The sequence below is a fragment of the Actinomadura geliboluensis genome (assembly GCF_043197915.1).
Classification (GTDB): Bacteria; Actinomycetota; Actinomycetes; order Streptosporangiales; family Streptosporangiaceae; genus Spirillospora; species Spirillospora geliboluensis.
The window spans coordinates 1-25,556 of the sequence record NZ_JBICUA010000006.1; the positions used below are offsets into that span (position 1 = coordinate 1).

General features: G+C 71.7%; 19 protein-coding genes. 7 read left to right on the forward strand and 12 right to left on the reverse strand.

Going from position 1 to position 25,556, the window contains the following annotated elements; translation table 11 throughout:
* Positions 1 to 263: 263 nt before the first annotated feature.
* The 4 genes from ACGFI1_RS20035 to ACGFI1_RS20050 all read right to left on the reverse strand — a co-directional run bounded on the left by ACGFI1_RS20035 (position 264) and on the right by ACGFI1_RS20050 (position 4,789).
* The gene (locus ACGFI1_RS20035) at positions 264 to 1,661 is read right to left on the reverse strand and encodes a serine/threonine-protein kinase (protein ID WP_392786986.1); all 1,398 of its coding nucleotides are present in this window, start codon (positions 1,659 to 1,661) and stop codon (positions 264 to 266) included.
* A 52-nt stretch (positions 1,662 to 1,713) separates the two neighbouring features.
* Positions 1,714 to 2,781: a sugar phosphate nucleotidyltransferase gene (locus tag ACGFI1_RS20040; protein WP_138639523.1), complete on the reverse strand. Its 1,068-nt coding sequence runs from the start codon at positions 2,779 to 2,781 to the stop codon at positions 1,714 to 1,716.
* 31 nt (positions 2,782 to 2,812) lie between these two features.
* A complete protein-coding gene (locus tag ACGFI1_RS20045; protein WP_392786988.1) occupies positions 2,813 to 3,961 on the reverse strand; it encodes a glycosyltransferase family 4 protein in 1,149 nt (382 codons plus the stop codon).
* Positions 3,962 to 4,084: 123 nt separating this feature from the next.
* Complete coding sequence (locus ACGFI1_RS20050) at positions 4,085 to 4,789, reverse strand: class I SAM-dependent methyltransferase (RefSeq protein WP_386873660.1); 705 nt, start codon at positions 4,787 to 4,789, stop codon at positions 4,085 to 4,087.
* A 65-nt stretch (positions 4,790 to 4,854) separates the two neighbouring features.
* On the opposite strand from ACGFI1_RS20050, the gene ACGFI1_RS20055 reads away from it, so the two are divergent.
* Together ACGFI1_RS20055 and trxA are read left to right on the forward strand one after the other, a co-directional pair.
* Entirely contained in the window at positions 4,855 to 5,823 is a 969-nt protein-coding gene (locus tag ACGFI1_RS20055; protein WP_386873843.1) for a lysylphosphatidylglycerol synthase domain-containing protein, read from the forward strand.
* On the forward strand, positions 5,820 to 6,143 hold the full coding sequence (trxA, locus tag ACGFI1_RS20060; RefSeq protein ID WP_386873659.1) for a thioredoxin: 324 nt from the start codon (positions 5,820 to 5,822) through the stop codon (positions 6,141 to 6,143). Before ACGFI1_RS20055 ends, trxA begins: the two co-directional genes overlap by 4 nt.
* On the opposite strand, the gene ACGFI1_RS20065 is transcribed toward trxA, so the two are convergent.
* From ACGFI1_RS20065 to ACGFI1_RS20075, 3 genes are read right to left on the reverse strand one after another with little or no spacing between them, the layout of a single operon-like run.
* Positions 6,118 to 7,206, reverse strand: coding sequence for a glycosyltransferase family 4 protein (locus tag ACGFI1_RS20065; RefSeq protein ID WP_392786990.1), 1,089 nt, complete (start codon positions 7,204 to 7,206; stop codon positions 6,118 to 6,120). The genes trxA and ACGFI1_RS20065 overlap by 26 nt on opposite strands.
* A 17-nt stretch (positions 7,207 to 7,223) precedes the next feature.
* Positions 7,224 to 8,279, reverse strand: coding sequence for a glycosyltransferase family 2 protein (locus ACGFI1_RS20070; RefSeq protein ID WP_392786993.1), 1,056 nt, complete (start codon positions 8,277 to 8,279; stop codon positions 7,224 to 7,226).
* Positions 8,280 to 8,319: 40 nt separating this feature from the next.
* The gene (locus ACGFI1_RS20075) at positions 8,320 to 10,380 is read right to left on the reverse strand and encodes a hypothetical protein (RefSeq protein ID WP_392786995.1); all 2,061 of its coding nucleotides are present in this window, start codon (positions 10,378 to 10,380) and stop codon (positions 8,320 to 8,322) included.
* A 122-nt stretch (positions 10,381 to 10,502) separates the two neighbouring features.
* Here ACGFI1_RS20075 and ACGFI1_RS20080 point away from each other — a divergent pair, with 122 nt between their 5' ends.
* The 5 genes from ACGFI1_RS20080 (at position 10,503) to ACGFI1_RS20100 (ending at position 19,048) form a co-directional block, all read left to right on the forward strand.
* Positions 10,503 to 11,387 carry a TIGR03089 family protein gene (locus ACGFI1_RS20080; RefSeq protein ID WP_392732510.1) on the forward strand — a complete coding sequence of 295 codons (885 nt, stop codon included), beginning with the start codon at positions 10,503 to 10,505 and terminating at the stop codon, positions 11,385 to 11,387.
* 116 nt (positions 11,388 to 11,503) lie between these two features.
* Positions 11,504 to 12,919, forward strand: coding sequence for an LCP family protein (locus tag ACGFI1_RS20085; RefSeq protein ID WP_386873654.1), 1,416 nt, complete (start codon positions 11,504 to 11,506; stop codon positions 12,917 to 12,919).
* Positions 12,920 to 12,933: 14 nt separating this feature from the next.
* Positions 12,934 to 14,217: an acyltransferase family protein gene (locus tag ACGFI1_RS20090; protein ID WP_392786998.1), complete on the forward strand. Its 1,284-nt coding sequence runs from the start codon at positions 12,934 to 12,936 to the stop codon at positions 14,215 to 14,217.
* A 150-nt stretch (positions 14,218 to 14,367) separates the two neighbouring features.
* Positions 14,368 to 17,868, forward strand: a complete 3,501-nt coding sequence (locus ACGFI1_RS20095; RefSeq protein ID WP_392787000.1) for a bifunctional glycosyltransferase/CDP-glycerol:glycerophosphate glycerophosphotransferase — start codon at positions 14,368 to 14,370, stop codon at positions 17,866 to 17,868.
* Between the two features lie 172 nt (positions 17,869 to 18,040).
* On the forward strand, positions 18,041 to 19,048 hold the full coding sequence (locus ACGFI1_RS20100) for a CDP-alcohol phosphatidyltransferase family protein (RefSeq protein WP_364551914.1): 1,008 nt from the start codon (positions 18,041 to 18,043) through the stop codon (positions 19,046 to 19,048).
* Here ACGFI1_RS20100 and ACGFI1_RS20105 read toward each other — a convergent pair.
* The 5 genes from ACGFI1_RS20105 to ACGFI1_RS20125 form a co-directional block, all read right to left on the reverse strand.
* The gene (locus ACGFI1_RS20105) at positions 19,036 to 20,607 is read right to left on the reverse strand and encodes a hypothetical protein (protein ID WP_392787521.1); all 1,572 of its coding nucleotides are present in this window, start codon (positions 20,605 to 20,607) and stop codon (positions 19,036 to 19,038) included. The genes ACGFI1_RS20100 and ACGFI1_RS20105 overlap by 13 nt on opposite strands.
* A gap of 149 nt (positions 20,608 to 20,756) precedes the next feature.
* Positions 20,757 to 21,908, reverse strand: a complete 1,152-nt coding sequence (locus ACGFI1_RS20110; protein ID WP_386873651.1) for a glycosyltransferase family 4 protein — start codon at positions 21,906 to 21,908, stop codon at positions 20,757 to 20,759.
* Positions 21,909 to 21,916: 8 nt separating this feature from the next.
* On the reverse strand, positions 21,917 to 22,429 hold the full coding sequence (locus ACGFI1_RS20115; protein WP_386873650.1) for a hypothetical protein: 513 nt from the start codon (positions 22,427 to 22,429) through the stop codon (positions 21,917 to 21,919).
* Between the two features lie 341 nt (positions 22,430 to 22,770).
* Positions 22,771 to 23,193, reverse strand: a complete 423-nt coding sequence (locus tag ACGFI1_RS20120) for a hypothetical protein (protein ID WP_138638158.1) — start codon at positions 23,191 to 23,193, stop codon at positions 22,771 to 22,773.
* Positions 23,194 to 23,373: 180 nt separating this feature from the next.
* Positions 23,374 to 25,554 carry a glycosyltransferase family 1 protein gene (locus ACGFI1_RS20125; RefSeq protein WP_392787003.1) on the reverse strand — a complete coding sequence of 727 codons (2,181 nt, stop codon included), beginning with the start codon at positions 25,552 to 25,554 and terminating at the stop codon, positions 23,374 to 23,376.
* Between the last annotated feature and the right edge of the window lie 2 nt (positions 25,555 to 25,556).

Consider the following 25,556-nt stretch of genomic DNA (forward strand, 5'->3'; position numbering starts at 1 on the left):
CCAAGCTACGGTGCTGCCCCCACCGGGCCGGTCACCTGGCCAAGGCCATCCACGTCCTTCAGAACCGCGAGCTCAACGAATGTTGAAAAAGGGTCACTGCCGTCTCGGCAACGTCAACATCGTGATCGGCTGGGAGGGCTGGACTACTTCCAGCCGGGGGCCGTGGATGCCACAACCGGGCAGAGCGACGTGGCCGCCGACCGCGATACGCGGCGCATCGCCCCCTCCATCGGAGCGGCATTGCGGAGTTCTCGATAGTGCGGTCAGCTTTGCGGGCCAGCGGAGTTGGCGGCTTCCTCGGACGCCGCGGTCAGCCACGGCTCAAGGTCGCCGTCTCTGGTGAGGTCGGAGCGGTAGGCCATGACGGTGACCAGGTAGCGGAAGTGCACCCGGTTGCGCGAGTGGCGATAGTACTGGCGGCCCGGGATGAGGGGCCTGATGTCGGCTCCGTCCGGTTGGTGCCATGTGGTGAGGTGCCAGCGCGCGAGGCCGTTGAGGTAGTCGTACATGGTCCTGGCCGTGGCGTCGTCCGGGAAAGGGAAGATCGAGACTGAGACCCGGAGGGGACGGCCGGTCGCGGGACGAGAAGCCCGCTCTTCGTAGAGCCCCGCCATCACCTGCGTGCAACCGTGGGCGGTGATCTCCTCGAACACTTCCTTTGCGGTGAGCGGCCCATCGCCGGTGACCATTTGGCCGCACGGTCTGGCGCCGGCACCGACCAGGGTGAACTCGACGCCCTTCTCATCGGTGAACCTGCGGGCGAGCAGGGCGTCTGCGGTGAAGGGCGTCGAATCGGTGTCGCGGTTGTTCCAGGAAGCGGGGTCCAGGACGGGGCTGGTGTCGGTGTAGTCGAACCGGGTGTTCGCAGGCGGCGGCGATGTGGCACGGCCGGTGATCAGCATGTCGAGGACCTGGCGTGCGGTGGGACGCTCCGCGGGGTCCTTGGCCATGCACGCCAGGACGATGTCCAGCATGGGCACGGCCAGGTCGCCGGTCTCGGGCGAGCCGGTCAGGACGCGTTTGATGCGGGCGGCCTGGCTCGGGCTGGGGAACGCCTCGCCTCCGGTGGCCGCGTAGATCATGACCGCTCCCCAGGCGAACAGGTCCGCCGACGGCCCCAGGGTCGTGCCCTCCAGTTGCTCGGGAGCCATGTAGCCGACGGTGCCGATCCGGGTGGCCGAGGAGGTGTCGGCGTCCAGCACGCGGGCGATGCCGAAGTCGATCACCCGCGGGCCGTCCGGGCCCAGCAGGATGTTGGCGGGTTTGAGGTCGCGGTGCACCACCCCGGCCGCGTGGACGGCGCTGAGCGCGGTGATGGTCTGCACCGCGAGGCGCTGCAGGTCACCGCCGGTGCGGGGGCCGTGCTCGCGGACCGCCTGCGCCAGGGTGGGGCCGTCGATGTACTCGGTGGCGATCCAGGGACGGGGCGCCTCGGCGTCGGCGTCCAGGATCTCGGCCAGGCAGAAGCCCTGGACCCGGCGCGCGTTGACCAACTCCTGGGCGAAGTAGCGGCGCACCTGCGGGTCGTTGGCCAGGTGCGGGTGCAGAAACTTGATCGCCGCGCGGCGTCCGGAGGCGTCCTGTCCCAGGTACACCGAGCCGAATCCGCCCGAGGCCAACTCCCGGATCAGGCGGAAACCGCCCGCCCACTGCTCCGCCAAGGCCGCTCCCCTCGCTCACCTGCTCCCACTCAGCGTGCCTGCCCGGGGCGGGTCAGGTGTCGGTGGAGAAGCGGATCGCGGTCGGGGGGAGTTCTATGCCGGGCCAGACGCGCAGGCCAGGGCGCAGTTCGTTGCCGGGGCCCACCACCGCGGCGTCGCCGAGGACCACGCCGTCCAGGACGGCGCCGGGGCCCACTCGGGCGCCTCGGCTCAGGACGGAGTCGCGCACGGTGGCGCCCTCGGCGACGAAGGCGTCCTCCAGGAGGACGCTGCCGGTCACCGTGGCGCCCGACTCGATCACGGCGTTGCGGCCCACGGTGGTGCCGCCGCGGACCACGGCGCCCTTGGCGACGCGGGCGCCGGAGAGCGTCAGGCGTTCGCCCGGGTCGCCGGGCATGGCGGGGGACGCGAGGGCGCCCATGACGAGGTCTCGCGAACCCTGGACGAAAGCCTCGGGGGTGCCGACGTCCAGCCAGTAGGCCGACTCGACGTGGCCCATGACCAGGGCGCCGGACGAGATCAGCGACGGGAACGTCTCGCGCTCGACGGAGACGACCTCGTCCTCGGGGATCGTGTCGATGGCGGAGCGGCGGAACACGTAGCAGCCCGCGTTGATCTGGTTCGTCACCGGGTGCGGGGTCTTCTCCAGGAAGGCGGTGACGCGTCCGTCGGGGGAGGTCGGGACGCAGCCGAAGCGGGACGGGTCGTCGACCTCGGTGAGGTGGAGGGTGACGGCGGCGCCGGCCTCCTCGTGCAGCTTCACCTGGGCGCGGACGTCGTGGCCGGAGAGGATGTCGCCGTTCAGGATGAGGACGGGGTCGTCCGGGCCGCAGGTCAGCGCGCGCGCCGCGTTGCGGATGGCGCCGCCGGTGCCGAGCGGCTCGCGCTCGCTGACGTAGGCGAGGTCGACGCCGTAGGCGTGGTCGCCGAAGGCGGCCTCGAACATCTCGGCCCGGTAGGACGTCGCGAAGACGATCCGCTCGACGCCCGACGCGTGGGCCCGGGCCAGCTGGTGGGCCAGGAACGCCACCCCCGCGGTGGGCAGCAGGGGTTTCGGGGTGGAGATCGTCAGCGGGCGCAGGCGGGTGCCCTGGCCGCCCACCAGGAGGATCGCTTCCACTCGGTTCCTTTCTCCGGGTTGGAGAGAGAGCCTAGTGGGTGTGAGTGGCGGCGTATTGGGCGACCGCGCGCTGGTATGAGGCCATGTGGGCGGTCGCGGAGGCCGTCCAGGAGAAGTCCTGCGCGCGGGTGTGCGCGGCCTCGGCCAGGTCGGCGCGGCGGGACGGGTCGTCGATGAGCGCGGTCAGGGCCGAGGCGATGCCGGCGGCGTCGGGCTCGGTGTAGGCGACCGCGTCGCCGCCGACCTCGGGCAGCGGGCCGCGGTGGGTGGTGAGGACGGGCGCCCCGCACGCCATCGCCTCCAGGACGGGCAGCCCGAAGCCCTCGCCGCGGCTCGGCAGCGCGACGACGAGGGCGCCGCCGAAGAGGCCCGGCAGGGACGGCCACGGCAGGTAGCCGGGGCGCAGCACGCGCAGCCCGAGCGGGACGGTGGCGAGGGCCGCGTCGACCTCGTCGTCCCAGCCGCCGCTGCCCGCGAGGACGAGGGCCGGCGGGTCGTCGCGGCCGGCGCAGGCGCGGGCCCAGCCGCGGATCAGGTTCGGGACGTTCTTGCGCGGCTCCAGCGCCCCCAGGTAGGCGACGTAGGGGCGGCCGTGCAGGCCGAGCCGGTCGGAGACCTGCTTGACCTCGGCCTCGGACGGGCGGTGGAACACCTCGTGGTCGACGCCGTGGTAGGCGACGTCGATGTGCGCCGGGTCGGCGCCGAGGACGCCGACCAGCTCGTCGCGGGTCGCGCGGGACGGGACGATCAGCCGGGTCGCGCGGCGGGCGGCGCTGCGGGTCGCCGACTTGATGTACGACGTGCGCACCGGGTCGTGCTGCTCGGGCTCGGCGAACAGGGTGACGTCGTGGATCGTCACGACGGTCGGCAGGGCCGCACCCACCGGCATCGTGTAGGCGGGCAGGTGGATGACGTCCGCGCCGACGCTCTCGGCGACGCGGGGCAGGCCCGACTGCTCCCAGGCGAGGCGGGACGCGCGGTGCGCCAGCGTCGCGGGGCCGGCGACGACCCGGGCCCCCGGGACGAGGCCCTCATAGCGTTTCTCGTCCGCCCGCTGGCAGGCGACGGCGAGGTCGGCGCCCTGCGCGTGCAGGGCGGTCAGGAGCCCGTCCACGTACCGGCCGAGCCCGCCGCGGTCGGCAGGCACGGCGGTGGCGTCGAGGAGAATTCGAGGCGCCACGGTCCACTCCCCCATCCAGCGCAGTGGCGTAGATCACTCTTTACGTTCCGAGCCTACGCCCGCCGGGCGGGCGCTCGGGTGACCTCGTTCCACGCGATTCACGATGGCCCTCTTACCCGACCGCTATCTCTTACGCGCTTGAACGAGCACAATGCTGCCCTGCTCGTTCGGGGCCTTGCGGTCGGCGAGGGCGACGAGCGGGGTCAGCGGCGCGGCGGCGTTGAAGCCGACCTTGCCGCCGTAGGTGGAAAGCGACAGGTAGAGGCGCTCCGTGGCGGCCGTGCGGAACTGGTAGCTGTGCCGGACGAGGTCGAGGCCGCGCTCGTCCATCAGCTTGCGCAGGCTGTCGTGGGTGTAGGTGTGCTGCACGTGGTACTTGGCCTTGTGCGCGTCGCGCAGCTTCGGCCAGGCGTCGGCGCGGCTGAGGACGTCGGCGGACATGAAGATCTGGCCGCCCGGCTTCAGCACTCGCGCCATCTCGTCCAGGGACTTGCCGCCGTCGTCGAAGTGCTCGATCGCGCAGACCGACAGGACCGCGTCGAACGAGCCGTCGGCGAACGGCAGCCTGAGCGCGTCGCACTCGATCAGCGCGGGGGCGTGCGCGAGCGTCCGGCCGTAGGTCATCTTGCCGCGGGCGAGGTCGATCGAGACGGCGTCGGCGCCGCGCCTGCGCGCCTGCCCGGCCCAGTACCCGTCACCGCCCGCGACGTCGAGGACGCGCTTGCCGCGCAGGTCGCGTCCCATCCAGCCGAGCAGCGTCCCCGCCTCCCGGTACCGGCACACGTGCACCTGGTGCCCCATGAAGGCGACCACATCCGAAATCTTCATCGTCCCCAACTCTAGGCCGAGCGCGCGGGTGGGAGGCCGCGTTCGCCTACGCTGGGCGCGTGAAGATGAAGGTCGTCGCCGTGCGCGCGCTGCGGGTGCTGCTGGTGCTGCTGGCACTGGCGTTCTGCGGCTACAGCGTGGCGTCCCAGTGGGACGACACGGTCCGCGCGTTCCAGCAGATGTCCTGGGCGACGCTCGCCGCGGCGCTGGCCGCGGGGCTGGCGGGGCTCTTCGTCTGGATGCTCGGCTGGCGGGAGTTCCTCGCCGGGCTCGGGTCGCCGCTGCCGGTGCGCGCCATCTTCCGTATCTCCGGGATCTCCCAGCTCGGGAAGTACGTCCCGGGCAAGGTGTGGGCGCTGGTCACGCAGATCGAGATGACCCGCGAGCACAAGGTGCCGCCGGAGCGCAGCTTCGGCTCGACGCTGCTGGCGGTGGCGACGTCCACGGCCTGCGGGCTGGCCGTCGCGGCGGTCACGCTGCCGCTGACGTCGGCGGCCGCGCGGGACGAGTACTGGTGGCTGTTCCTGCTGGCGCCCGTCCTGCTGGTGCTGCTGCACCCGAAGATCGTGACGTGGGCGCTCGGGACGATGCTCAAGCTCATCCGCCGCCCGCCGCTGGAGCACCCGGTGAGCCTCGCCGCGACGCTGAAGGCCATCGGCTGGACGGTGCTCGGCTGGGCGCTGTTCGGCGTGCACACCTGGCTGCTGTGCATGGCGGTGGGCGGCGACGGCGCGGGCCTGCCGTTCGTCGCGACCGGCGCCTACGCGCTGGCGTTCGTCGCCGGGTTCCTGGTCTTCATCGCGCCGGGCGGCATCGGGGCGCGGGAGGCGGCGCTGACGGTGGTGCTGACGCCGGTGCTGCCGGCGGGCGCGCCGGTCGTGGTCGCGATCGCGTCCCGGGTGCTGCTGACCGCCGCCGACCTCATCAACGCCGGGGTCGCGTTCCTGCTGGGGCGTACCGCTCCGCGGGCCGGGAATGAACCACCGACCGAGGCGCTTGTGACGGGTACGCAGCCTACGAAGGAGGGACCGTGACGGCCCCGATCACCGTGACCGACGCGACATTCGCGGACGAGGTCCTCAAGAGCGATATCCCGGTGCTGGTCGACTTCTGGGCCGACTGGTGCGGGCCCTGCCGCATGATCGCCCCGATCCTGGAGGAGATCGCGCAGGAGAAGGACGGCAAGCTCAAGATCGCGAAGATGGACTACGACGCGAACCCGAACACGCCGAACTCCTACGGCGTGATGGGCCTGCCCACCATGCTGCTCATCAAGGACGGCCAGCCCGTCCAGCAGATCGTGGGCGCCAAGCCGAAGCGCGCCCTGCTCAAGGACATCGAACCCCACCTGTGAGCGCGTCGACATAGGCGGCCCACAGCGGGCCGTGGTCGACCGGGCGGACGCCGGAGCGCAGGCGCTCCGGCTCCCCCGGCTCGTAGAAGCGGCGCAGCGCGCCCGCCAGTGACGCGACGTCGTCCGGCGCGCAGATCAGCCCGTCGACACCGTCCCTGACCTGGTCGGCGAAGCCGCCCACGTCCGTGGCGATCACCGGCAGGCCGTGCTCGTAGGCCATCCAGACGTTCTGCGAGGCGGTCGCCGTCCGGTACGGCAGGACGAGCGCGTCGGCGGCGGCGAACAATCCCGGAACGTCGGCGGCCGGCACGTACCCCGGACGCAGTTCGACCCGTGAGGTCAGGTCGAGCGAGCCGATCAGCTCGCGGGTCTCGTCGAGCCCGCCCCAGAACTCGCCCGCGACGGTCAGCGACACGTCGTCCGGGCCTTCGGCGAGGGCGCGCAGCAGGACGTCCAGGCCCTTGTACGGGCGGACGATCCCGAAGAACAGCAGCCGCCGGCGGACCTTCTCGTCGCCCGGTGCGGCGGCCCCGCCCGACGGCAGGTGCGCGGCCATCTCCGCGACCCGTACGGGACGGCTCGTCAGGCCGCGCGCGACGTCGGCCTGCGCCTCGGTGTGGACGAGCACGCCGTCCACCTTCCGCAGCAGGCGCCTCATCAGCGGCTCGTCGTAGGGCTTCCGCTCGTGCGGCAGGACGTTGTGGCACAGCGCCACCACCCGCGTCCCCCGCCGGACCCCGGCGAGAATCCCCAGGTAGGACGGCACCTGGACGGTGCTCAGCACCACCAGCACGACCAGGTCGTGCGAGCGCAGCGCGCGGCCCGTCCGCCACCAGCCGTCCGGGCGCCGCCAGTCGAGCCGGTGCCGGGTGCCGGGGAACGGCTCGCCCTCCGGCTCGGCGATCGTCTGCTGCCCCGGGTACAGGAACGACGGGTACTGGGCCCGCCACGACTCGATGGCCACGTCGTGCCCGGCCGCCGCGAGCCGGTGCGCTAGCTCGGTCGTGTGCCGGGCGCCGCCGCCCTTGTACGGGAACGCCGGCCCGACGATCGCGATGCGCATGCCGCTGGACGCCACCGCTAGACGTCGCCGCGGGACCGGACGATCAGGTCCGCGAGCAGCGCCAGCGACGCGATGATCAACCCGGTCACGAAGATCATGATGGTGTTGTTGGCGAAGTAGCCGAAGTGCACCACCATGTCGAACACGCCCTTGCCGAGCCCGATGAGGATCAGCCACAGCGCGGGCGGCATCAGCACCTTGAGCGGGTTGAAGTACATCACCATCCGCAGCACCTGCAGGATGTAGCGGTAGGCGTCCTTGGTGAAGTGGAACTTGGACTTGCCGGCCCGCTTGGCGTAGTCGATCGGCATGTACCGGACGGGGTGCTGGTTCGACAGGAACGCGATCGTGATCGTGGTGACGCAGGAGAACCCGGGCGGCAGCAGCCGCAGGTACGGCAGCGACACCTCGCGGCGGAACGCGCGCAGCCCGGAGTTCAGGTCCGGGATCCGGGAGTTGGTGAGCCGCTCGGCGATCTTGCGGATGAACCACTTGGCGGGGACGCGCAGCACCTTGTGCGTGCCCTCCTCGGTGGTGCGCGCCCCGACGACCTGGTCGATGGACGGGTCGGTGTCGAGGGCGTCGACGAGGTCGGGGATGCGCTCGTTCGGGTACGACATGTCGGCGTCCGTCCACACGACGATCTCGCCGCGGGCCTGCTGGGAGCCGATGCGCCGGACGGTGCCCGAGCCGCTGTTGTGCTGGAACGCCATCACCCGCATGTTCGGGAAGCGCGGCTCCGCCTCGCGCAGCCGGGCGAGCGTGTCGTCCGTCGAGCAGTCGTCGACGGCCAGCAGCTCGTAGGTCTTGCCGCTGGCGTCCATCGCCTTGCAGATGCGCTCGACCTCGGCGATCACGTGGTCCTGCTCGTTGTAGCAGGGCAGGACGATCGTGACGTGGACGGGCCCGGCCTCGGGTTCGGGCGCGGGCGCGGCTTCGGGCGCGGGCCCGGGCGGCGCGGCGGCCTCCGGCTGCGCGGCGGCCTCGGGCTGGACGGGCTCGGCCGCGGGCTGCGCGGCGGGCGCGGTCGCGGTCGCGGTCTCGGTCGTCGGCTCGGCAGACTGGGTGCTCACGCAGCGCGAGGATACTCGCCCCGCCGAACCTCGGCAGCCGCTAAGGCGCGGACGGCTCCGCGATCCAGACCTCCATGGACAGTCCCCACGTCCCGCCGGGGGGCTTGGTGAGGGTGCGCCCGTCCTGCCGCGTCCGCACGTGGAGGACGCGTTCCGGCGTGCCGTAGGGGGCGACCTGCTCCCGCTTCGCCGCCATGATCACCGGACGCCGTCCGGCCCCGGCGACGCCGGCGATGACGCGCCGCACGTCTGCCGTGGTGGCGCCGCCGCTCACCCGCGCGGCGGGCAGCCCGCACATGCCGCGCACGACCTGGAGGAACCGGTCGGCCGTGGACTGCTCGACCACCACGACGGAGCTGCGCGGCTTCAGCGCGTCGCACATGCCGCGCACGGCGCCCACCTCGTGCTGCTCGGTCCGCGTCACCAGGAACCCGCCGGACGTCAGCACGATCGGCACCAGCATCAGCGCGACGCCGATGACCGTGCCCCGGTTCACCATCTTCGGCCCGTACCCGACGCGGCGGACGCGCCGCACCGTCCACGCGCACGCGAACACGGTGAACAGCAGCAGTCCGGGGATGACCAGGCCGATCAGCCGCCGGGACGCCCACGGATGGTCGGGGGTGATGCCCGGCCGCAGCAGCACCTGCGCGGTCGTCCAGACCACCATCGCGTAGGGAAGCAGCCATTCCGGCGACTGCCCGCGCATCAGACGCCGCACCAGCAGCGCCGCGCCGAGCGTCGCGAACAGCAGCGCGGGGACGCCGATGTACCAGACGACCCAGTAGAGCGACAGCTCCGAGTACTGACGGGTGCCGTCCACCGGCAGGTGCTGGATCCGCTGGATCGTCTCGATGAACTGGACGTTCAGCTGGTCGTCGCGTGTGGCGGGCACCCGGCGGACGGTCTGCACCAGCGGCCGGACCGCGAAGCCCGCCATCACCAGCACGGTGAGGACGGCGGCGACCCCGGGCAGCCGGCCGCGCGCCACCGCCGTACCGAGCCGCCGCAGCCGCGTGCCCGTACGGTCCGCCCGCAGCAGCACGACCATGGCGACGGTGGCGACGAGGATCGCCGCACTGATCGCCAGCAGCGGCTTCAGCGATGACCCCAGATAAGAAAGGTAGGGCCGCGACAGCGTGAAGCCCTCGACCAAGCCCGCGGCCGTGCCGAGCAGCAGCCCGCCGGCGACCCAGTAGCCGGTGCGCCGCCTGCGCCCGATGAGGAGGCCGGCGAACACGAGCACCGGCAGGACGTCCCGCAGCCCGTCGATCCGGACGAGCACGATCAGCCCGAGCGCCGCGCCCGCCAAGAACGCCTTCAGGTCGGCGCTGCGTCCCTCGTCGCGGCGCATGTCGTACAGCAGCGACAGGCCGCCCAGCAGGAGGACGATCGCGGGCAGCTCGCTGAACGTGCTGCGCGAGACGTAGAGCATCGGCAGCGTCAGCGCGAGCAGCAGCGCCCCGGCGGGCGCCCAGCGCGGGCCGGCGAGCCGCGCGACGAGCCCGGCGAACGCGAGCACGCAGCACGCGCCGAGCAGCGGCGCCATCAGCAGGATGCCGTGGGTGCCGCCGAGCCAGCCGCCGAGCGCGAGGATCAGCGGCATGCCCGCCATGAACTGCGGGACGACCGCGCCGCCGTCCTGGTAGAAGGCGGGGCTCGCGAACCCGAGGACGGGGTCGCGGCCGCCGAAGGCCGCCGCCGACTCGGGGATGGGCAGCGACCCGTGCTCCGCCAGCCACGTCGCGAACTGGACGTAGGACGCCGGGTCGCGGCGGACGACGATCTGCTCCGCGCACATCACCACCTGGAGCACCAGGAACGCGACGGTGATCGCGAGGACGCTCCAGGTGACCCACCGCGGCACCGACTCCACGCCGCCGGGGGCGTTGAGACTCCCCCGCTTCGCGGCTTCGTCCACGCCGGGACGGGAGCGCAGGCCGAACCACAGCACCACGGCCGCGACCGGCACGAACAGCGCGATCGCCGGGACCGGACGGAACACGCCCGCCAGCAGCAGCGGCAGCGACACCGCCAGCCACGCCACCACGAGCAGCGCCGGGGCGACCGTGACGCGGACGAGCAGCCGGCCAGCGTTCATCGTCCCGCCCCGAGTCGGTGTGCGCAGAAATGGTGTGTGCGGTGGTCGTCCACCCGTGCGGAGCGTAGCGGCACCCGGCGGGTGGTGGGCCTCGGGCGATCATGCGGGCATACGCTCGGGCCATGAGCGAACCCGACCCGGGCGCGGCCACGCCCGCCGAGCTGCTGCGGCGGCGGGTGGCGGACGCCCCCGCCAACCCGCTGGTCACCTTCTACGACGACGCGACCGGGGAGCGCGTCGAACTGTCCGCGAAGACGTTCGACAACTGGGTCGCCAAGACGGCGAACTTCCTCGTGGACGGGCTCGGCGCCGAGCCGGGCACCCGCGCCGTGCTCGTGCTGCCGCCGCACTGGCAGACGGCGGTGTGGCTGATGGCCTGCTGGTCGGCGGGCGTCATCGCCGAACCGGTCGACCCGGAGACGGTGAAGGGCCGCGCCGGCGAACCGGTGGGCGGTTCCGGGCCGTACTCAGGTGGGGGGACGACCCCCCACACCCCCCGGAAGGGCCCTTACATCCTGGCGGCTGCTCAGGAGGTGCTGGACGACGTGGTCGGCGACACGGAGGCCGAGGAGATCGTCGGGCTGTCGCTGCACGCGCTCGGCGGCCCGCTCACCGACTGCCCGCCCGGCGTGATCGACTACGCCGACGAGGTCCGCGGCCACGGCGACCGGTTCACGCCCGGGGCGGAGGTGACGCCGGAGGCTCCCGCGCTCAGTGTGACAAAGACCACACTCGGCCAGGGCGAGCTGGTGGCCGCCGCCCGCGAGGCCGCCGAGAAATGGGAGCTGGACGCACGCGACCGCCTGTTGGTTGACGTGCCGTTCACCACACTGGAGGGGGTACTGGCGGGTCTACTCGCACCACTAGCCTCGGGTGCTTCCGTCATAATTCAACGAAACTTTGACAAAGCCATCCTAGATCAACGCCTGACCGTGGAGCATGTGACGGTGGTGGCCGGCACGCCGGGTCCGAATGACGGATCCGGGTCCCCGTACCGGCTCTCCTGACCTACGCTCTCCTTGCCCTCGTCCAGACCCCGACCCCGGAAAGCGGGCGATCCCGTGTGGGGGACCATCACCCCCCACGCCCCCAAGAACCGCTGAGACCCCGGACCACGGAGCCGATGAACAGCAATCCGATGTACATGGAGTACGTCGACGACGCCGATCCCCAACCGGCGCCGCGACGCGGCTGGCGCATCCTCGGATGGGTGTGCATCGGGCTGTCGGCGGTCATGGTGGCCGGCTCCCTGACGGCCTACGGCCTGTACCGCAAGGCGTTCGGGAACATCTCGCACGAGGACGTCAACGCGCAGCTCGGCCCCAACCGGCCGAAGAAGCTGAACAGCGCGATGAACATCCTGCTGCTCGGGTCCGACACCCGCGCGGGGGCGAACGGCAAGTACGGCCGCCAGCTGAAGAACGAGCTGCCCCGCTCCGACACGATGATCCTGCTGCACCTGTCGCCCGGCGGCGGGCAGGCGATGGGGATCAGCTTCCCCCGCGACCTGATGATCCCGATGCCGTCCTGCCGGGGCCGCAAGGGCGGGACGATCCCGGCGCAGTCCCGCGCCCAGATCAACTCGGCGTTCACCAACGGCGGCGCGGCCTGCGTCATCAAGACGATCGAGAGCATCTCCAACATCCGCATCGACCACTTCATGCAGGTCGACTTCACCGGCTTCAAGACGATCACCACGGCGGTCGGCGGCGTGCCGGTCTGCCTGCCGAAGGCGGTCAACGACCCGAAGTCCGGGCTCCGGCTGGGCAAGGGCCCGCACAAGATCAAGGGTGAGACGGCCCTGGCGTACGTGCGCGTCCGGCACGGTCTCGGCGACGGCTCCGACACCGACCGCATCAAGCGGCAGCAGAAGTTCATGGGCTCGCTCGCCAACCAGGCGATGAGCGCCGGCGTGCTCAGCAACCCGAAGAAGCTCTACACGCTGATGAACGCGGTCACCAAGTCGCTCACCACCGACGAGGAGCTGACCCCGGACGTCATGATGGACATCGCCCGCGAGATGCAGGGCATGACCTCCGGCAAGCTGCGGTTCGTGACCGTCCCGTCCGGCCCCGACCCGCAGGACCCGAACCGCGTCGCGCTCCGGGACGCCGCGCAGCCGTTCTTCGCGGCGGTCCGCAACGACAAGACCGTCCCGAAGGAGCCGAAGGCCGGGACGCCGAAGATCTCGCCGAGCCAGGTGCGGGTGCGCGTCTACAACGGCAGCGGCGTCCAGGGGCAGGCGGGGCGCGTCGCCGACGACCTGGAGTCGCAGGGCTTCCAGGTGACGGTCGGCGGAAACGCACCGGCCGCCACCCCGGCCACCAAGGTGTTGTACGGTGCCGGTGCCGACCAGCAGGCCCAGACGCTCGCCGATCTGATCCCGAGCAAGCCCCAGCCGACGGCGCGCAAGGGCGGCACGCCGGGCGTCGTCGACCTCGTCGTCGGGCGGAACTGGACGGTCCTGAAGAGCGCCGGCGCCGGCATCCCGAAGCAGGAGGGCGAGATCCGGGCCAGCGACAACATCTGCGACACCTGACCCCGGACGGCCTCATGACCTACCCCAGCCGGCCTCCCGGAGCCGAGCCGCCTCCCGGAGCCGAGCCGCCCCCCGCCCACGAACCGCAGGCGCCCCTCGGCGCGGCGGTGCCCCCCGCTCCCCGGGCGCCGGGCGCGGCGGCCATGGCGCCGCCCGCGCCGGGCACCGCGCCGCCCGCCCCCGGCACGCCGCCGAGCAGTGCGGCGGGCGCGGCCTCACCGGGGCAGGGCGCGCGCCCGCGCAAGCCGCGCGACCCCTTCTTCGACAACGCCAAGTACTTCGCGATCCTGCTGGTGGTCGCGGGGCACGTCATCGCCAACATCCGGTCGGACGTGCCGATCGCCAAGGCGCTGTACCTGTTCATCTACATGTTCCACATGCCGCTGTTCATCGTGATCACCGGCTACCTCTCCCGGAACTGGACGTTCTCCACCGGCAAGGCGCGCAAGCTCATCACCCACGTCGGCGTGCCGTACGTGGTGTTCGAGGTCGCGTACGAGCTCTACGCCTGGCTGGGCAAGGGCGGCGAGCTGACGATCAGCCTGCTCAAGCCGTACTGGCTGATGTGGTTCATGTGCGCGCTGTTCCTCTGGCGGCTGTCCACCCCGGTGTGGCAGCAGATCCGCTGGCCGCTGGGGATCGCCCTGCTGTTCGCGCTGCTGTCCTACATGAGCGACCTCGGCGGGACGTTCAACATCCACCGGGTGCTCGGGCTCCTCCCGCTGTACGTGCTCGGCCTCACGCTGAAGCCCGAGCACTTCGAGCTGCTCAAGAAGCCGATCGCCCGGCCGATCGGCGCCGCGGTGCTCGCCGGCGGGCTGGCCATGGCGTACTTCGCCAAGGACCGCATGACGGAGAACTGGGTCTTCTGGAAGACCCCCTACGAGGACCTCGGCGTCAACAACGTCACCGGCACCGTGATGACGCTGGCGATGTTCAGCTGCGCGACGGTGCTGGTCGCGGCGTTCCTCGCGGTCGTCCCGCGCGGGCGGCACTGGTTCAGCGCGCTCGGCGCCACCACGCTCTACACGTACCTTTTGCACGGGTTCATCATTCGGCTGCTGGACTACCTCGATTGGTGGGAGTTCAGCTGGATGCACACCGTTCCGGGGACGATCATTCTCCTCGGGGCGTCCGCCGTCCTCGGCACCGTGCTGTGCAGCCCGCCGGTGGTGCGGTGCATGAGCTGGGCCATCGAACCCAAGATGACCTGGGCATTCACGTCCCTGCGCCGTCCCGCCGGGCGCGGCCCGGCCGGCAAGGGCGCCAAGCGTGCGGCCGGTGGGCAGGCCCGCTAGCCCGCCGGGCGGCGCCTCCCGCCGAGACGAATCTCGTGTTGTGCCATGTCGGATATCATCAACTCGGCCTTATCCGCCTCTTAATCCCGCAGTGAAGCGGATTTCACCATCCCGCCACAATTTGGCGCTCGTCCCCCTGGGGAGAACCGGTTGTCACCGCTGCTGAGCATCGTCGTCCCGTTCTACAACGTCGAGGCCTATCTGGAGGCCTGCCTGGAGTCCGTCGCCCAGCAGACGCTGAGCGACCTCGAGGTCGTCATGATCGATGACGGCTCCACCGACGCGAGCGCGACGATCGCCAAGGAGTTCGAGACCCGCGACCCCCGCTTCCGGCTGGTCCGCCAGGAGAACCAGGGCCTCGGCCTCGCCCGCAACGCGGGCCTGCCGCACACCTCGGGCCGATACCTCGCGTTCATCGACAGCGACGACATCATCCCCCGGTACGCCTTCGACCTGATGGTCGGCTCGCTGGAGGAGACCGGCTCCGACATCGCCTGCGGCGCCGTGCGGCGGATCGGCATCAACGGCCTGCAGCGGTCGGCCATGCACGACGACATCTTCCCGATCGACCGCAAGGGCACGCACGTCCGGGACTTCCCCGAGCTGCTGTGCGACCGGACCGCCTGGAACAAGGTCTTCCGCCGCGCCTTCTGGGACAAGCACGACTTCAAGTTCCCCGCCGGGCTGTACGAGGACATCCCGGTGACGATCCCGGCGCACGTCCTCGCCTCGAAGGTGGACGTGCTGCGCGAGGTCGTCTACCACTGGCGCATCCGCGAGACCGGCACCCGCTCGATCACGCAGCGGCGCACCGAACCGGGCAACCTCGCCGACCGGATCCGCTCGGTGCGCGCCGCCTCCAGCTTCCTGGCCAAGAACGCGCCGGACCTGAAGGACGCCTACGACCGGTCGGCGCTCGCCGACGACATCCGGATCTACGTCAACGTCGTCGACCAGGGCGACGACGCCTACCGCGAGTCGTTCCTCGCGCTCGTCAACGAGTTCCTCGACGAGATCGACCCGAAGCTCCTCAACGACCTCGCCGCCATCGACCGGCTGAAGTTCCACGCCGTCCGCGAGCGGCTGATGGACGAGCTGATCGACATCGTCTCGTTCGCCAAGAGCAACCCGATGCGGCACAGCGCCATCCAGCGCGAGGGCGGCGGCGACACCTGGTACGGCGACTACCCCTACCTCGGCGACCCGCGCTTCCCCGACCACCTCTACGCACTGTCCGACGAGCTCAAGCTCCAGACCGGCGTCGACGAGATCATGTGGCATAACGGCAAGCTGCGGATCGAAGGGCACGCCTACATCGACCGGATGGACGCCCCCGGCCCCGACGACAGCACGATCGAGCTGGAGTTCCGCAAGCGGCGGATGGTGCTCGTCCCGAAGATCCTGCGGCCCAAGCCGGAGCGGATCCGGCGGCCCGACGTCACCGCGCAGAGCGGCCAGGCCACCGCCTGCCACGACTGGTCCGGCTTCGCCGTCGAGATCGACCCCGCCCAGCTCGGGTCCAACGAGGGCACCTGGCACATCTTCGTCACGGTGACCACCCACGGCATCAAGCGCCGGGGCAGGCTCACCACGCCGCGCGGCGCGGGGCTGTGGCCGCCGGACCGCGAGGTCGCACCCGGGATGCTGATCAAGCCCAAGTACACCCAGGCCAAGGAACTGATCGTCGGCGTGCAGCCGGTCCGCGCCCTGGTGACCGACGTCAAGGTGGACGGGGAGCGGCTGCTGCTGTCCGGCCGGGTCCGGCAGGCCGACGCCGCCTACGTGCGCAAGGGCGAGATCACCGCGGCGTACCGGCAGGGCACCACGACCGTGTCGTGGCCGATGACCGTGACGAAGGACGCTCCCGCCGGGCACCTCGGCTTCACCACCGTCGCCGACCTCAGGGACCTCGCCGAGGGGCTGGGCGCCGGGGGCGCGGCCGCCGGCGGCACGGCCGTCACCGACAGCATCGAGTGGGACTTCTCCCTCACCGCCAAGGGCGAGGACAGGCTGCGGCTGGCCGTCGAGGCCGACCTGCTCGACCTGCGCGCCGACGTGGCCGGCCGCGAGTACGACGTCATCGCCACCAACTACGGCAACCTCACGCTGGTCGAGCGCGCCCCCCGGCCCACGATCACCCGGGTGGAGTGGCTGGACGGCACCACGATCCGGGTGACCGGCACCAGCGCCGACGAGAGCACCCGCCCGGACCGGCTGATCATGCGCCGCCGCCGCACGTCCGACGTCCACGAGGTGCCGCTCAGCTGGGACGGGCCGGCGTTCACCGCGCTGCTCAACGCCCGGCGCGAGAGCGGGTTCCCGCTGCCGACCGGCCGGTGGGACCTGTACGTCCCCGGCGAGCACGGCGAGATCAACATGGGCATCGACCGGGCGACGCGCAAGGCGCTGCCCGAGCCGCGGTTCGTGGGCGTGCACGAGCTGTCGCTCCAGTCCCACCGCGGCGACCTGCTCCACCTCTGGATCCGGACGGCGCTGAGCGACGACGAGCGCGGCCCCTACGCGCAGCGCAGGCTGCAGCGGCACTACTACTCCTCCGCCAACACCGCGCCGCTGCGCGACCTGGTGGTGTTCGAGAGCTACTTCGGCCGCCAGTACTCCTGCAACCCGCGGGCCGTCTTCGAGGAGATGCAGCGGCGCGAGCCGGGGCTGGAGTACGTCTGGTTCACCGCCGAGGGGCAGTTCGACGTGCCCGAGGGCGCCCGGACGGTGCTGCGCGGCACCCGCGAGTACTACGAGCTGTCCGCGGCGGCGCGCATCGTCGTGAACAACTGCCTGCAGATGCAGGGCTACGCCAAGCGGCCCGGGCAGGTCTACCTCCAGACCTGGCACGGGACGCCGTACAAGCACATCGGCTACGACCTGGTGAAGAACGGCCGCATCGCGAGCAACACCACCAAGCTCAGCCGCTACGAGGAGGACGTCCCCCTCTGGGACCACCTCATCTCGCCGTCCGCGCACGTCACCGGCATGCTCCGGCAGGCGTTCCGGTACGAGGGCGACGTCCTGGAGGTCGGCTACCCGCGCAACGACCTGCTGTTCGCCCCCGACCGGGAGGAGCGGGCGCGGCGGGTGCGGGAGCAGCTCGGCGTCCCGCACGGGCGCCGGGTCGCGCTCTACGTCCCGACCTGGCGGGAGGACATCTGGCTCACCCGCGGGCGGCAGGCCGAGCTGGTGCTGGACACCGCGCGCCTCACCGCGGCGGTCGGCGACGAGTACACGATCCTGGTGCGCCAGCACCACATGGTCGCCGACCGGACGGCCGGCATCGGCGGCGACGTCATCGACGTGACCCGCCACCCCGACATCACCGAGCTGTACCTGATCGCCGACGTGGTGATCACCGACTACTCCTCGGTGATGTTCGACTTCGCCGCGACCGGCCGGCCCGTCCTGTTCTTCACCCCGGACCTGGAGTTCTACCAGGAGGAGCTGCGGGGCACCTACTTCGACCTCACCGCGGAGGCGCCGGGCCCGCTGCTGCGCGAGGTCGACGAGGTCGCCGACGCGCTCCGCGACCTCGACGGCGTCGCGTCGACCCACCTTCGCGCCTACACGGCGTTCCAGAACCGCTACTGTGCGATGGACGTCGGTCAGGCGGCCGCGCGGATCGCGGACCGGCTGCTGGGTTGACGATCATCGGTGACAAGTCGGCAACGACGCGCCGGGCCCGCTCCCGGGGGGAGTAGATTCTCCCTTCGGGAGCGGGCCCGGGCGCGTCATCGTCCCTTGTCAGCGGCCGGTTCCGCGTCTGCCACCCCGCGGCCGGGGCCCGGATCTCCCATCACGAAAGGACGGCTCTTCAATGGCGGACTTCACGCTCGACGACGTCCGGCAACGGACGTACAAAGCGCGTGACGCATGGTGGACGGTCCTGCTGGTCGACCCCCTCGCCTCCCGGCTGGTCAAGTTCACGGCCAACCGGACACGCATCACCCCCAACCAGCTCACCGTCGGAGCTCTGATCCTCGGCCTGGCCGCCGGCGCCTGTTTCGCCGTTGCCACCCCGCTCTGGCTCGTCGTCGGCGCCCTGCTCTACCACCTGTCGTTCACGCTCGACTGCATGGACGGCAAGATCGCCCGTCTCAAGGGCACCGGCTCGGTCTTCGGCGCCTGGCTCGACTACATCTTCGACCGCGTCCGCGTCCTCGCGTGCGCCATCACGCTGATGGCGGGCCAGTACCACAACACCGGGAACACCGCCTACATCTGGACCGGCCTCGCCGTCGTCTTCCTCGACATGCTCCGCTACATGGACGCCCTTGAGATCTACAAGGTGCGCAACCAGATGCGGGCGACGCTGCGCACCGCGCAGGAGAGGGCGCAGGAGCTGCTGGACGAGGCCGCCCGGGCGGAGGGCGGGCCGTCCGCGGCGGCCGCGGCCGACGACCGGCTCCGCTCGGCGCAGGCCGACCTGGAGCCCTCCGAGGCCGACCTGGAGGACCAGGTCGTCGCGGAGAACCCGAACATCGCGCTGCAGCAGGGGTTCAACCAGCGGTTCCCGTGGTACGCCCGGATCCGCAACGTGCTGATGCGCGGGCGCATCCGGCCGCACCTGATCAGCGGCATCGAGTTCCAGATGGGCGTCTTCATCGTCGCGCCGCTCATCGCGGCGGTCGTCTCCGGCGCGGTGATCCCCGTGGTGGCGGTCAGCGCGGCCGGCATGCTCTTCTTCGAGTTCGTGATCATCTACAAGTTCTGGCTGTCCAGCCGGGACTACGGCCGCAAGCTCGCCGATGTGCAGGCCGTCATCGCCGAGCAGGAGGCCCGATTTCCCGAGCGGGCTCAGGTGAGCGCCGGTCAGCAGGCCTGACCGGACGGCGCCGGATCCAAGGACGTCCCCTGGGAGCTCTTCCCGGGGGACGTTTCCTTTTCCCCGTCGCTCGGCTCGGCCCCGGACCCGTCGTCCTTCGCCGCGTCCTTCGCCGCGTCCGGACCCGCGTCCTCGGCCTTGTCCTCGTCCTCCGGGGCCGTGACGGGGGCGGGGGCGGGCGGACGGCGGGCGAACGCGAGGCCGGCGGCGAGCGCGGCGAAGGGCATCGCGGGCAGCACGTACCGGTAGTCGAAGTCGGCCGTCGCCGCCGGGACCACCAGCAGCGCGAGCCCCGTGCCCCAGGGCAGCAGGACGGCGCCGCCGAGCCGCCGGATCCGCAGCAGCAGCCCGATCAGCCCGATCAGCATCATCGCGCCGAGCATGGGGCCGCGGACGTAGAAGCGGTCCTGGTAGTCGCGCATCCACTCGGCGTAGGGGTCCACCACGCGCGGCTGCGCGGTGTCGCCGCCGTAGGGGTAGGCGACCATGGCGTCCCAGTCCCGGAGGACCGCGCCCACCGGGAACTCGTACTCGTCGGCCGTGATGCGCGTCGGGTAGGGGTGCCGCTTCCACTCGAACGCGCGGAGCGTGTCCCGCAGGACGGTGTCGAGGTAGGCGCCGGGCTGCTCGCGGATGGCCTCCTTGGCGAACTCGCCCGCCAGCTCGTTGGCTCGGGGGTCGCGGATCCCGTCGGGGAACTGGCGGAAGGGCGAGTCGTTCCCCCACAGCGCCCTGAAGGCCGGGGCCGCGCCCCGGTGCTCCGGCAGGTGGTCGCGGCAGAACGCGGCGACCTCCGGGTCCGGCTTCATGACGGTGCAGTCGGCGAAGTCGACCGTGCGGCCGTACAGCCAGACGTTGCTCGTGTTCGTCATGGCGAACTGGCCATGGGCGGCGTGGAACCACGACATGTAGGCCACGACGGGGATCACGGCCGCCGCCACCGCCGCCGTGACGGCGCGCCAGCCGGCCCGCCGCACCAGCATGCAGAACACCACGACCAGCAGCATCGGCAGCCCAACGGAGCGGACGAGCGCGCCGCAGGCGACCAGGAGGCCCGCCAGCGCCCCGGTCCACCAGCTCATCCGCTCCCGCCACAGCACGACGGCGACGGCGGCGAACAGGACGACCGTGAACAGCCCGTCCGCCATCAGCAGGTGTTCCAGCTCGATCTGGTAGGCGTCGTACAGGACGGGCACGCTCACCGCCGCGCCGACGAGACTCGCCGGCCACCACCAGCGCCGCGCTCCCGTGCGGACGGCCCGCCACACCAGGACGTAGACCAGCACGCCTGTGAGGAGGCCGAGCAGGTGCTGCGTCCACAGCAGGACCGTGAAGCTGTGGAACGGGCCGAGCGCCCAGAGGAAGAGCGAGTACCCGCTCGGCCGGAGGACCGAGGGCTCCAGGTCGAGTGCGCCCTGCAGATAGGTCGCCGAGTCACCGAACCACAGGGGGGACGGGTACCCCTTCATCGCGACCCAGCGGACCGCGAACGCACCGGCCAGCACGACCAGGAAGAGCCCGTGGACGAGCAACGACCGTCCGGCGGCTCGCAAAAGCACGGGCAATTTCGGACGCTGTCCCATCGTCTCCCCGCCAGGATCGCCTTGCGGCACCACGTTATGCCACCGACCCGGACCCCCAAGTGGAGTCCGGGTAAATCACCTGATGAAGGACGGGCGCGCGCAGGGGCGCCCGTCCGGACGCCGCGTCAGCCCTTGGCGGCGGTGAGATCGGCGAAGAGCCGCTCCCACATGTCGCCGATCACGTCGGGGCCGTACCGCGCGGCCGTCTTGCGGGCCCCGGCGGCGAGGTCGCTCCGCAGGTCCGCGTCCGCGATCACGCGGCTCAGCTCCGCCGCCAGCGCGTCGGTGTCGCCGGTCGGCACCAGCAGGCCGTCCTGTCCGTGCGTCAGGATCTCCCGCGGCCCCACCGGGCAGTCGAAGCTCACCGCGGGCAGGCCGCAGTTCAGCGCCTCCAGCAGCACCATCCCGAAGCCCTCCGACCGCGAGCTCATCGCGAAGATCGACGCCTTCGCGAGCTCCTCGTCCAGCCGGCTGGTCGGGCCCATGAGGAACACGTGGTTGTAGAGGTGCAGGTCGAGGACCATCTTCCGGAGGCGCTCCTCCTCGGCGCCGCCGCCGAAGATCCGCAGCGTCCAGTCGGGGTGCCGCTCGACGACGGTCGCGAACGCGCGGATCATCTGGTCGAAGCCCTTGGCGCGGTCCAGCCGGCCGGCCGAGACCACGACCTTCCGGCTCAGGTCGGACTGCGGGACGTCCAGCGAGTGCAGCGGGTTCGGGATCCGCGCGATGCGGCCCATCCCCGGGAACGCCTCCGAGTACGAGGCGTGGTCGGCCTCGGTGAGGGTGACCAGGGCGTCGAAGTCGGGGTAGGCGGAGTCGATCGCGGCCCGCCACTCCTTGTTGTGCCAGGACAGGTGCGCGTGCTCCTGCACGACCCGGACCAGCCCGGGGTCGCTGAAGTGCTTCGCGATCAGCGTGATCGTCGGGCGGGTGCAGACGAGGATGCCGTCGTCGAGGCCCCGCAGGTACTCGATGAGGGCGTTCACGCGGGCGCGGCTCTCGGCCGTCGCCGCCATCTTCTCCGGGAACAGCGAGTGCCAGGAGGTGTCCTCGGCGGCCGGGTCCTGCGGCGTGTGGTCGACGCCGGGACGCCCGTCCACGAGGGGCTTCAGCCGCACCCGGGGATCGAGGTGGAACGGGAGGTCGTCGCTCGAACGCCACATGGTGACGAGGTCGACCTCATGGCCGCGCTCCACCATCGTGTTGGCCTGGGTGAAGATCGTGCGGACGGTCCCGCCGACACCGTGGGCGTTGTAGAGCAGGTAGGTGATATGCAAGGGGTCCCTCACCGCTGGTTCTGGTCGCGGCGTGCGCACCGGATGGACAGGTGGTCGCCGTCGGTGTAGTAGGGACGGACGGCGACCTTCGCGGAACCTTCGACCGTCTGCTGCGGGAAGGTGACGATCTGCTTCTTGCCGGGCATGTCGTCGAGGTGGCGGCCCAGCCGGAGCGTGACGTCCCGCTCGTCGGCCACCGTGACGAGGTACAGGTCCCACAGCTCCTTCGGCGGCGCGTCGCGCGGCGCGAACATCTCCAAGGGGATCTCCACCTCGAAGCCGCTGCCGTCGGTCGCCGCCGGGATCGTGAGCACCGCGGGGGACGGCGCCCCGCCCGCGATGGCGCGGGCCCTGTTCAGCACCCGCCGGCCCAGCGAGGGGCGTGCGGTGTTCTTGCGCGTCCGGGACGTGAGCCGCAGCCGCCACCGCGCGCCCTCAGGCACGGGTGAGGACACGACCTCGCCTTTGATCACGATACGGCCGTCCCGGGGCCATACCTCGGAGATCTCCGCATGCGCCATGGTCCCGCCCCCTTCCGCTGGATTTCGAACGACCCGCCGCGCCGCCATCGGGGCCGCACCGGCCCCGGGCCTCGGACCAAGATCTTAATGGTCAAGATCCCGATAAATGACAGGTCGCTGCAAAATACCTCACTCTGGAAGCTGACCGGCATTTCGCGGCGGTCGCGACCGTTGGGGGCACGGAGCGCGACGAAAAAGTGACTCCGGCGATACCATTCCGCCATCACGAAAGGGGCGGCTCTCCGGTGGCGGGCCCCATGCTCGGCGCAGTCCGCGACCGGGGGGTGCCGCCGCGCGGGACGTCCGCGGGCGGCACCTCCTGAGGGTCCGCGGGGCGGCGTTCAGTCGCGCCAGGCGAGCGCCTTCGCGTTCCCGCCGACGAGCCGCCCGGTGCCGGTGCCGTGCTGGACGACCTGGAACCGGACCCGCCGGCCCGAGCTCACCGCGTCCGCCGGCAGCGAGTAGTTGATGTAGGTGCTCCCGTCGGCGGCGACGTACTCGGCGATCGGCCCGTTCTCCTCGTTCCCGTCCGAGTCGGCGCGCTCGACGGCGCGCGCCTGCACCCGGGTGCCCGGCGGGACGTCCTCGATCCGCACGTTGGCGTTGAGCGTGTACCGCGCCGGGCCCTCGACCACGGACGGGCCGCCCTCGTTGCGGTGGTGGTGGCCCGAGTCGGAGTACTCGTAGTCCCACCTGACCGTGACCCACTTGCCCGGCGGCAGGTTCTGCGCGTCCTTGACCCCGACGCTGACGTATTCCGGCATGTCGTCCTCCTCGTCGCTGCGGTCCGGTCCTCGGCGCTCACACCGGAGCAGGGCACGACCCTACGACGACACCAAGGTCGATCGCTGCCATTCTCCGGCGATGGCGGTGCGGGTGAAGGACGGCATGATGATCCGCACGTCCGTCTGAGGGCGCCGGCCGTCCGTGCCGGTGCGCGCAGCTCACCTCCCGGAGGGCGTTGGCCTCCCTGCCAGGAGGTCCGTCCACTGGCGGCAGACTTCGGGCAGGGCGTAGGCGGCCTTGACCTGCTCCCTCGCCAGCTCGGCGTCCTGCCGCCAGCGGCCGAGGGAAACGGTCGTCGCGATGGACGCCGCCATCGCCGACGGGCTCTCGTGGATCCAGCGGGCGTCGTAGATCGTGTCGGCGCCGGGCCAGTTCAGCAGCGCCGGGACGGCACCGGACGCCATGCCCTCGGCCGGGGCCAGGTGGAAGCTCTCGTCGTCGCTGGTCGACAGGACGAAGCCGATGCGGCGCAGCCAGGACGCCACATCGCGGCCGTAGCTGTCGAACACGACGCCGCCGGAGAGCAGCCGCGACCGGCGGATCCGCCGGAACGCCCTCTCGTAGTGGTCCCGCTCCTCCTCCTTCTGCCAGATCCACCAGTACTCCCAGGGGAGCTTGGACTTGACGAAGAGGGTGAAGCGCGGGTCGTCGCGGCGGAGCTCTTCGAGGACGTCCAGCGCCAGGTCCAGGCGCTTGCGGGACGGGGCGATGCCGATCATCCCGAGGTGGTGCTCGGCGCCGGGGAGCTTGGCGCGGTCGAGCTGGGCGTCGTCCACCCAGTTCGGGACCGTGACGACCTTCGCGGCCGGCCAGCCGGTCATCTCGCGGGTGAGGTCGCTGTAGTGGGGGCTGACGCAGACGACCTGGTCGACCGCGTCGATGTCGAGCTGCTTCGGCCAGGCCGCGTACAGCTCGAAGCGGTGCAGGCGGACGACCAGGCGCTGGTCGGGGCGCTTGCGGCCCGCGAACCACAGCGCGTTGGGGCCGCACCATTCGCAGACGATGACGTCGGCCCAGTCGACGAGGTCCTGGCTGCGCTTCTCGTCGTGCGCCTTGAGCGCCGCCCAGTGGTCGACGCGGACCTCCATGTCGGAGCGGGAGCGCAGGTAGTCGAGCAGGCGGGTGAAGAACTTCAGGTCGTGGCCCGCCACGCCCACCCGCAGCGGGCGCTCCTTCACCGCCAGGACGCTCTCGGACGGCTCCGGGAACGCCTGCGCGAGGTGGCCGCGCAGCCGTTCGGCGGCGGCGTCGAGGGTGAACCCGGCGGCGGCCGCGCGGCAGCGGTCGGCGGCGAGGGTGTAGACGTCCGGGTTCTTGCCGATGAGGGTGAGGGCGTCCAGGACGTCGTCCTCGGTGGCGGCGAACAGCGGGTAGTCGGTGCCGAGGAGCCGCTCGTGCATGGGCGTCCGGTTCAGGACGACCGGCACCCCGAGCGTGCCGCATTCCAGCACCTTCGTGGACAGTTCCAGGCTCGCGTCCATGGACGCGTCGCGCCAGGACAGCCCGACGTCGCAGCCCGCGGTGAGGCGCATCGCCTCGGCGCGGGGGTGGCCGCCGTGCCAGACGACGCCCTCGCCGGTCTCCAGCGCGGTCCGCATCCGGGGCGCGAAGCCGGGGTCGGCGGGGTCGTCGTGGACCTTGTCGCCGACCATGTGGAGTTCGGCGTGCACGCCGCGCATGGCGAGCAGGCGCGGCAGCGACGTCATCTCGTAGGTGTTCCAGCGCGGCGCGAACTTGCCCGTGTAGACGAGCCGGAGCGGCCCCTCGGGGGCGCCGGGGGCGCGGGTCTCCAGGCCGTCCGGCAGGACGACGACCGGCGGGAACAGGACGCTCTTGCCCGCCGTCGCGGGGACGGCGCTCTCCAGGAAGCCGCGCAGCTCCTCGGTCTGGCAGAGCAGGACGCGGGAGGCGTCCGCGATGCGGCGCAGGCCGGCCTTCGCGGCGGCGTCGAACTCGCCCGCCGACTGCGGGACGTCGGTGAGGTACGTCCAGAGGCGTCCGGCCAGCGGGCCGGCGGCGAGCGTGCCGGCGAGCCGGCGGCCCCGGACCACGACCAGGTCGTGCGGGGCCTCCTCGTCGACCCGGGCGAGGACCTCCGCCGCCCGCCCCGGCGCCATCGGCGCGTCGGCGAGCCCCTCTGCGTGCGGGCTGCGGACGGTGACGCCGGGCAGGCCGCGCAGCGGGTCGACGAGCCGCCCGGTGCGCACGGGCGCCTTGAGGACCAGGGTCACCTCGCAGCCGGCGCGGGCGAGTGCCTGGACGATGCCCTGGGCCCAGATCGCCGATCCGTCGATGATGTTCAGGTCGACATCGCCGTAGACGAGGGCACGTGGTCGCACGG

Bases quoted from the DNA above. Each gene is read 5' to 3' on its own strand.
- ACGFI1_RS20120 (WP_138638158.1), bottom strand. From the start codon at position 23,193: ATGCCGGAATACGTCAGCGTCGGGGTCAAGGACGCGCAGAACCTGCCG.
- ACGFI1_RS20075 (WP_392786995.1), bottom strand. From the start codon at position 10,380: ATGAACGCTGGCCGGCTGCTCGTCCGCGTCACGGTCGCCCCGGCGCTG.
- ACGFI1_RS20080 (WP_392732510.1), top strand. From the start codon at position 10,503: ATGAGCGAACCCGACCCGGGCGCGGCCACGCCCGCCGAGCTGCTGCGG.
- ACGFI1_RS20115 (WP_386873650.1), bottom strand. From the start codon at position 22,429: ATGGCGCATGCGGAGATCTCCGAGGTATGGCCCCGGGACGGCCGTATC.
- ACGFI1_RS20055 (WP_386873843.1), top strand. From the start codon at position 4,855: ATGAAGGTCGTCGCCGTGCGCGCGCTGCGGGTGCTGCTGGTGCTGCTG.
- ACGFI1_RS20090 (WP_392786998.1), top strand. From the start codon at position 12,934: ATGACCTACCCCAGCCGGCCTCCCGGAGCCGAGCCGCCTCCCGGAGCC.
- ACGFI1_RS20050 (WP_386873660.1), bottom strand. From the start codon at position 4,789: ATGAAGATTTCGGATGTGGTCGCCTTCATGGGGCACCAGGTGCACGTG.
- ACGFI1_RS20085 (WP_386873654.1), top strand. From the start codon at position 11,504: ATGAACAGCAATCCGATGTACATGGAGTACGTCGACGACGCCGATCCC.
- ACGFI1_RS20065 (WP_392786990.1), bottom strand. From the start codon at position 7,206: ATGCGCATCGCGATCGTCGGGCCGGCGTTCCCGTACAAGGGCGGCGGC.
- ACGFI1_RS20100 (WP_364551914.1), top strand. From the start codon at position 18,041: ATGGCGGACTTCACGCTCGACGACGTCCGGCAACGGACGTACAAAGCG.